The organism is Methylobacterium nigriterrae, from assembly GCF_037106235.1.
Classification (GTDB): Bacteria; Pseudomonadota; Alphaproteobacteria; order Rhizobiales; family Beijerinckiaceae; genus Methylobacterium; species Methylobacterium nigriterrae.
This window is the reverse complement of the sequence record NZ_JBAWTG010000992.1, coordinates 1-260: the sequence shown is the minus strand read 5'-3', so window position 1 is coordinate 260 and position 260 is coordinate 1. Positions and strand designations below refer to the sequence as shown.

Below are 260 nucleotides of genomic sequence, written 5' to 3'. Positions count from 1 at the left end.
CCCGGTGAACAGGTTGGACTGGCCGAGGAAGTTCGCGACGAACGCCGTGCGCGGAAGCTCGTAGAGATCCTCCGGCGCACCGAGTTGCTCGATGCGGCCCTTGTTCATGACGGCGACGGTGTCGGCCATGGTCATGGCCTCTTCCTGATCGTGGGTGACGTGCAGGAAGGTCAGACCGACCTCGTTCTGGATGGACTTGAGCTCGAGCTGCATCTGCCGGCGCAGCTTGAGGTCGAGGGCACCGAGCGGCTCGTCGAGCA

1 pseudogene is annotated in these 260 nt (G+C 64.2%); it reads right to left on the bottom strand.

Annotation, left to right across the window (positions count from 1 at the left end):
• Nucleotides 1-260: pseudogene (locus tag WDW90_RS39990) on the bottom strand (spermidine/putrescine ABC transporter ATP-binding protein); the annotation flags it as partial.